Raw genomic sequence first — 6,467 nt, forward strand, 5'->3', positions numbered from 1 at the left:
CCGGGCGGCACCGCGACACCGTCGCCCCGCCACACCCGCGTGTCGTCGCGGTGCCCTCGCTGCGCGCGTTCACCCTGCGACCTCCTCCGCCGCCCCGTCCGGCACGTCGCCGGTCGTCGTCGGGCCGTCCGGCCCGGCCGCCACCACGGCCCGCACCCGCTGCGGGTCGGCCGGTGGTGCGCCCCGGCGCAACCATACGAAGAACTCCACGTTGCCGCTCGGCCCGGGCAGCGGGCTGGCCGCCACATCCGCCAGGCCGAGGCCGAGCCGCGCGGCCGCCGCGGCCACATCCAGCACCGCTTCGGCGCGCAGCTCCGGATCGCGGACCACACCGCCGGCGCCGACCCGCTCCTTGCCGACCTCGAACTGCGGCTTGACCATCAACGCCAGGTCACCGTCGTCGCGGGTGCAGCCGGCCAACGCCGGCAGCACCAACCGCAGCGAGATGAACGACAGGTCGGCCACCGTGAGATCGACCTGACCGCCGATGGTGTCCGCGTCGAGGGTACGAACGTTGGTGCGCTCCAGAACGCGGACCCGCTCGTTCGTGCGCAGCGGCCAGGCGAGCTGCCCGTACCCGACGTCCACCGCCACCACCTCGGCCGCGCCGGCGCGCAGCAGCACGTCGGTGAACCCGCCGGTCGACGCGCCCGCGTCCAGGCAGCGCCGCCCGGCGACCCGCAACCCTCCGGGGGCGAACGCGGCCAGCGCCCCGGCGAGCTTGTGCCCGCCCCGGGAGACGTACTCCTCGGCGGGGTCCGCACCGGTCACCAGGAGCGGATCGGCGGGGTCGACCATCGCGGCCGCCTTGCGGGCGACCACGCCCCGCAGTTGGACCCGGCCGGCCTCCACCAACGCGGCGGCCTGCTCACGGGAGCGGGCCAGACCGCGCCGGACGAGTTCGGCGTCCAGCCGGTTACGACGTGCCATGGGTGGTTCTCCGGTCTGCTCAGGCCTGGTCGTCCCGCTCAGGTCTGGTCGATGGTGGCGAGGGTTTCCCGCAGCGTCTCGTAGGCCGCCTCGTAGTGGGCGATCTGGTCGGCGGGGGCGAGCGTTGCCGCGTTCGCCAGGGACTGCACGGCGGCGTCCACCGCCGGGTGTCGCGTGTCGTCGTCGTCCCCGAACTCCGCTGGCGGCCCGGGGCGGGCACCCGCCGGCGGCCCGGGCCGGGCCGGGAAGGAGCTGCCCGCCGGTGGGCCGGGCCGGGCCGGGAAAGACCCGCCGGGCGGTGGGCCGGGCCGGGCCGGGAAAGAGCCGCCCGCCGGTGGGCCGGGCCGGGTCATTCGGCGTCGTCCGGCCGCTGCTTGCGGACCGCCTTCTTGGCGGGCATCGCCGCCGGCGTCGGAACGTCCTCGTCGGCGGTCCGGCTGACCGTCGCCGGAGGCTTCTTCGCGATGGCCTTCTTGGCGACCGCCTTCTTCGCCACCGCCTTCTTCGCCACCGGCGCGGAGACCGGCGCACCGGCCGGGGCGTCGGACGGCACGAGGCCGGTGCCGGGCCGCGCGGCGGCAGTCGGGTCGGGTGCTGCCGTCGGGCCGGCGGTCGACGCGTCGACGGACCGCGCCTCCCGCAGTTGCCGCTCCAGGTCGTGCACCCGTCGGGTCAGCTCGGCCACCTCGTCGGCGGTGGCCAGACCGACCGCGCCGAGGGCCCGGTCGACCTCGAAGCGGACCAGTTTGGTCAACGCCTCCCGGTTGGCGGCGCTGGTGGTGAGCAGTTCCTCGCCGAGGGCCTGGAGTTGGGCGGCGGTCGCGCCGCCGGAGCCGACGAGGCGACGTGCCACGTCCTGGGCCTTCTTCCGGGGCGCCTCCGTCAGGCCCATGGCCAGCTCGAGGTAGGCGCGCCACGCGTCCTGCATGCCTGAGTCCTTCCACGGGGCGGGGTGTGCAGGTGTCACGCTACCGGGCACCCCGGACCGGTCCGTGCGGTACGGTGCCGAGGACGGCGTGGCGATCAGCGAGGGGGAGATGTGGCCAGCGTGGACGAGTGCCGCCAGGCGTTGCAGGAGCTGGCCGCCCGGTTGGACCGCAACGCCGAGACGGTACGCGAACGGATCGACCTGGACCGGACGCTGGCCTGCCGGATCACCGACCTGGACACCGCGTTTCACGGCCGGATCACCGGTGGCCGGCTGGTCGAGCTGACCGACGGCGACGACCCCAAGGCCAAGATCGCGCTGAGCACGTCCAGCGACGACCTGCTCGCCCTGGTCCGCGGCGACCTGGACGTCACCAACGCGGTGACCTCCCGCCGGGTGTCGATCAAAGCCAACCCGTTCGACCTGCTGAAGCTGCGCAAGCTGCTCTGAACTGTTGCCGTCACTCGGCAGCGGTCAGACCGAAGCTCTCCATCGCCTGGGCCGCGTCCGGGCCCACCGGACGGATCTTCGGCAGCGCCGGCACCGGCGCCGACCAGGCCACCGCGCAGAGCGCCGCCAGGGCGTCCAGCTGTCGACCGGTCCCCGCCAGCTCCAGCGTGCCGTCCCGGTCGGTCACTGACCAGCCGCCGGCGTCCGCCGGGCCCGGGACCCGCACGGCGGCAGCCGGGTCGAACAGCCCCGCCAGGTCCCTCGCGACGTACGTGGGACGCCGCTGCGGCTCGGCGGCCAGCAGATCCGGTACGCCGTGCACGCCGGTGAGCACGAGCAGGCTGTCCAAACCCGCCCGACAGGCGCCCTCGATGTCGGTGTCCAGCCGGTCACCCACCACCAGGCTCCGCCCACCGCCACTGCGGCGAGCGGCGGTCTCGAACAGCGCCGGCTCCGGCTTGCCGACCACCACGTCGGGGTCCCGCTCCAGCGCCGTCCGCAGCACGGCGACCAGCGAACCGTTGCCCGGCAACGGACCCCGCCCACTGGGCAGGGTCCGATCGGTGTTGGTGGCGATCCAGATGGCACCCGCCCGCACCGCGATCGACGCTTCGGCCAACTCGGCCCAGCCGACCTGCGGGCCGTACCCCTGCACCACCGCCGCCGGCTTCTCGTCGGCCTGGGTGACCGGGGTCAGACCGACCGCGCGCAGTTCCGCGCGCAGCGCCTCCGCGCCGACCACCAGCACCGACGCGCCGGCGGGCAGCCGGTCACGCAGCAACTCGGCCGAGGCCGCGGCGGAGGTGAGGACCTCCTCCGGCCGGGCCGCCACACCCATTCCGGTCAGCAGGTCCGCGACCTCGCTGGAGCGGCGGGACGCGTTGTTGGTCGCGTACGCCACCGCCCGTCCCTCGGCGTGCAGCCGGGCCACCGCCTCGACGGCGCCGGGGATCGGCCGGTCGATCAGGTAGATCACGCCATCCAGATCGAAGACGACCAGGGTGTACCCGTCGACCAGCCGTTCCCCCACGCCCGCGCTCACCGCCGCGTCGACCCTGACTCGTCGCCCTCGGCCGGCACGGTCCCGGCGGCGTTCGCCGTGTCCCCGTCCGCTGTGTCCCCGTCCGCGTCGCCGGACGTCACACCGCTGTCGCCAGCGGTGCCCGCGTCGGCGTTGCCGCTTCCGCTCGGGTGACGGTCCTCGTCCTCGTCGTCGAAGTCCTCGTCGTCGCCGGGACGGCTGACAGCGGCGTCGTCCTCGTCGTCGTCGAAGTCCGCGTCGTCCTCGTCGTCGTCGTCTTCGTCGTCGTCCTGGTCGTCGTCGTCTTCGTCGTCGTCCTGGTCGTCGTCGTCGTCCTGGTCGTCGTCGTCGTCTTCGTCGTCACCGGTCAGGTCGGCGTCGGGTCGGGCCGGCACCGCGCCGGGAGCCCCCGGGCCCGCGGCGATCTCCTCGGCGGCCTCGTCCTCGTCGTCACCCTCGATGACCACACCGTCGAGTTCGAGCAGCCGCTCGGCGGCGTCGGTCTCGCCCTCGGTGTCCACGTCAGCGGCGCGGGAGAACCACTCGCGGGCCTCGTCGCGCCGACCCACCGCGAGCAGCGCGTCGGCGTACGCGTACCGCAGCCGGGCCGTCCACGGCACGGTGGCCTCGCTGGTGAGGTCCGGGACCTGGAGCATCGCGACCGCGGCGTCCTTCTGCCCGAGGTCGCCCCGTGCCCCAGCGGCGACGATCAACAGTTCGATCGCCACGGCCTGGTCCAGCTTCTCCCGGTCCGCGCCCCGGAACAGGTCGATGGCCCGCTCCGGCCGGCCGAGAGCCCGCTCGCAGTCCGCGAGCACGGCCAGGTGACTCTGCAACCCGCTCATCCGGTGGTACGTGCGCAGTTCGGCGATCGCCGACTGCCACTCCCCCGCGTGGTACGCGGCCAGACCGACCGCCTCACGGACGGCGGAGATGCGCGACGCCAACCGCCGGGCGGCCAGTGCGTGCGCCAACGCCTCGGCGGGATCCTCGTCGATCAACTGCCCGGTCGCGACCAGGTGCCGGGCCACCGTCTCGGCGACCGGCTTGTTCAGCGAGAGCAACTCGGCGCGGACGTCCTTGTCGAGGTCGGTCGCGACGATGTCGTCCGGCAACGCCGGGGCCGAACTGCGCCCGCCCTCGAACGACTCGGAGCCACCCGCGCGGTCGTCCCGACGGAACTCCCCCTCGCGACGTGGCCGCTCGTCGGCCCGGGAACCGCCGGTGCGCTCTCCGCCCCGGTAGCCGCCCTCACGGTCACCGCCCCGGAACCCGCCCTCACGGCGGTCGCCGGAACGCGAGCTGTCCCGGTCGCCGCCACGGAAACCGCCTTCACGGCGGTCACCGCCGCGGAAGCCACCGTCGCGGTCACCACCGCGGAAGCCACCCTCACGCGGCGGGCCGGAGCGAGTGCGGTCACCACCCTGGTACCCGCCCTCACGGCGATCGCCGCCACGGAACCCGCCGTCGCGGTCACCACCACGGAAACCGCCTTCGCGCGGGGCGCTGGAACGCGAGCTGTCCCGGTCGCCGCCACGGAAACCACCTTCACGGCGGTCACCGCCACGGAAGCCACCCTCGCGCGGCGGGCCGGAGCGAGTGCGGTCGCCACCCTGGTACCCGCCCTCACGCGGGGCGCTGGAACGCGAACTGTCCCGGTCGCCGCCACGGAAACCGCCCTCGCGGCGGTCACCGCCACGGAACCCGCCGTCGCGGTCGCCGCCGCGGAAGCCGCCTTCACGCGGGGCGCTGGAACGCGAACTGTCCCGGTCGCCGCCACGGAAACCACCTTCACGGCGGTCACCGCCACGGAACCCGCCGTCGCGGTCGCCGCCGCGGAAGCCACCCTCGCGCGGCGGGCCGGAGCGAGTGCGGTCACCACCCTGGTACCCGCCCTCACGACGGTCACCACCACGGAAACCACCATCGCGGTCGCCACCACGGAAACCAACCCTCACGGCGGTCACCACCACGGAAACCACCGTCACGGTCGCCGCCACGGAAACCACCCTCACGCGGCGGGCCGGAGCGAGTGCGGTCACCACCCTGGTACCCGCCCTCACGACGGTCACCACCACGGAAACCACCATCGCGGTCGCCACCACGGAAACCAGGTCGCCGCCACGGAAACCGCCCTCGCGGCGGTCACCGCCACGGAACCCGCCGTCGCGGTCGCCACCGCGGAAACCGCCTTCACGCGGGGCGCTGGAACGCGAACCGTCCCGATCGCCGCCACGGAAACCACCTTCACGGCGGTCACCACCACGGAAACCACCGTCACGGTCGCCGCCACGGAAACCACCCTCACGCGGCGGGCCGGAGCGAGTGCGGTCGCCACCCTGGTACCCGCCCTCACGACGGTCACCACCACGGAAACCACCGTCACGGAAACCGCCCTCACGCGGGGCGCTGGAACGCGACCCGTCCCGATCGCCGCCACGGAAACCACCCTCACGGGGAGGTCCGGACCGGAACCCACCGTCACGGGGAGCACCCGAGCGCGACCCGTCCCGGTCACCGCCGCGGTAGCCGCCCTCGCGGGGGGCGCTGGAACGCGAACCGTCCCGGTCACCGCCGCGGAAGCCACCGTCACGGCGATCGCCGCCGCGGAAACCGCCGTCACGCGGGGCGCTGGAGCGCGAGCTGTCCCGGTCACCACCACGGGAGCCAGAGTCGCGGCCGCCGGCGTATCCGCCGCGGGCGCCGCCGCTGTCACGGTCTCCCCGGTACGGAGGCCGGTCTCGGTCGTCGCGGCGCGGGCCGCGGTCGCGTCCGCCCGCACCGTCAGTACGGTCTTCGTAACGACGGGGACGATCTCCGCCCTGCGGTCCTGAACTCACAGGTACATCCTTCCTGATTGCGCCACCAATGGCGCTACGCAGTCGAGGGCCGACCCGGATGGGGCGGCCCTCGACTGGAAGATTGTCCGGCGGCGTCCTACTCTCCCACACCCTCACGAGTGCAGTACCATCGGCGCTGGAGGGCTTAGCTTCCGGGTTCGGAATGTAACCGGAACATATCAAACAACCCCGGCACACATCACGGGTGTTCGCTTGTTCAGAGTTGCACAGTGGACGCGTAGCAGCTTAGTAGTCAAGTCCTCGGCCTATTAGTACCGGTCAACTGAACCCGTTACCG

Annotated in this window: 7 protein-coding genes and 1 rRNA gene; 1 reads left to right on the top strand and 7 read right to left on the bottom strand. The window is 73.8% G+C overall.

Annotation, left to right across the window (positions count from 1 at the left end; genetic code table 11):
* Window positions 1-69: 69 nt before the first annotated feature.
* The 3 genes from IF22_RS0121895 to IF22_RS0121905 are packed head-to-tail and all read right to left on the bottom strand — an operon-like array spanning window position 70 to window position 1,858.
* Entirely contained in the window at window positions 70-930 is an 861-nt protein-coding gene (locus tag IF22_RS0121895; protein ID WP_030334909.1) for a TlyA family RNA methyltransferase, read from the bottom strand.
* A gap of 38 nt (window positions 931-968) precedes the next feature.
* Window positions 969-1,283 carry a hypothetical protein gene (locus IF22_RS35465; protein ID WP_167337321.1) on the bottom strand — a complete coding sequence of 105 codons (315 nt, stop codon included), beginning with the start codon at window positions 1,281-1,283 and terminating at the stop codon, window positions 969-971.
* The gene (locus IF22_RS0121905; protein WP_030334912.1) at window positions 1,280-1,858 is read right to left on the bottom strand and encodes a phasin family protein; all 579 of its coding nucleotides are present in this window, start codon (window positions 1,856-1,858) and stop codon (window positions 1,280-1,282) included. The genes IF22_RS35465 and IF22_RS0121905 overlap by 4 nt, the downstream gene beginning before the upstream one ends.
* Before the next feature lie 111 nt (window positions 1,859-1,969).
* Here IF22_RS0121905 and IF22_RS0121910 point away from each other — a divergent pair, with 111 nt between their 5' ends.
* Complete coding sequence (locus IF22_RS0121910; protein ID WP_030334914.1) at window positions 1,970-2,308, top strand: SCP2 sterol-binding domain-containing protein; 339 nt, start codon at window positions 1,970-1,972, stop codon at window positions 2,306-2,308.
* 10 nt (window positions 2,309-2,318) lie between these two features.
* On the opposite strand, the gene IF22_RS0121915 is transcribed toward IF22_RS0121910, so the two are convergent.
* From IF22_RS0121915 to rrf, 4 genes are all read right to left on the bottom strand, one after another.
* Entirely contained in the window at window positions 2,319-3,350 is a 1,032-nt protein-coding gene (locus IF22_RS0121915; RefSeq protein ID WP_030334916.1) for an HAD-IIA family hydrolase, read from the bottom strand.
* Window positions 3,347-4,360, bottom strand: a complete 1,014-nt coding sequence (locus IF22_RS33290; RefSeq protein WP_245233706.1) for a tetratricopeptide repeat protein — start codon at window positions 4,358-4,360, stop codon at window positions 3,347-3,349. The genes IF22_RS0121915 and IF22_RS33290 overlap by 4 nt, the downstream gene beginning before the upstream one ends.
* Window positions 4,361-5,397: 1,037 nt before the next feature.
* Window positions 5,398-5,622, bottom strand: coding sequence for a hypothetical protein (locus IF22_RS35140; RefSeq protein ID WP_156057803.1), 225 nt, complete (start codon window positions 5,620-5,622; stop codon window positions 5,398-5,400).
* A 631-nt stretch (window positions 5,623-6,253) separates the two neighbouring features.
* A 5S ribosomal RNA gene (rrf, locus tag IF22_RS0121930) occupies window positions 6,254-6,366 on the bottom strand.
* Window positions 6,367-6,467 lie beyond the last annotated feature (101 nt).

It is taken from the genome of Micromonospora parva (genome assembly GCF_000718515.1).
Lineage (GTDB): Bacteria > Actinomycetota > Actinomycetes > Mycobacteriales > Micromonosporaceae > Micromonospora > Micromonospora parva.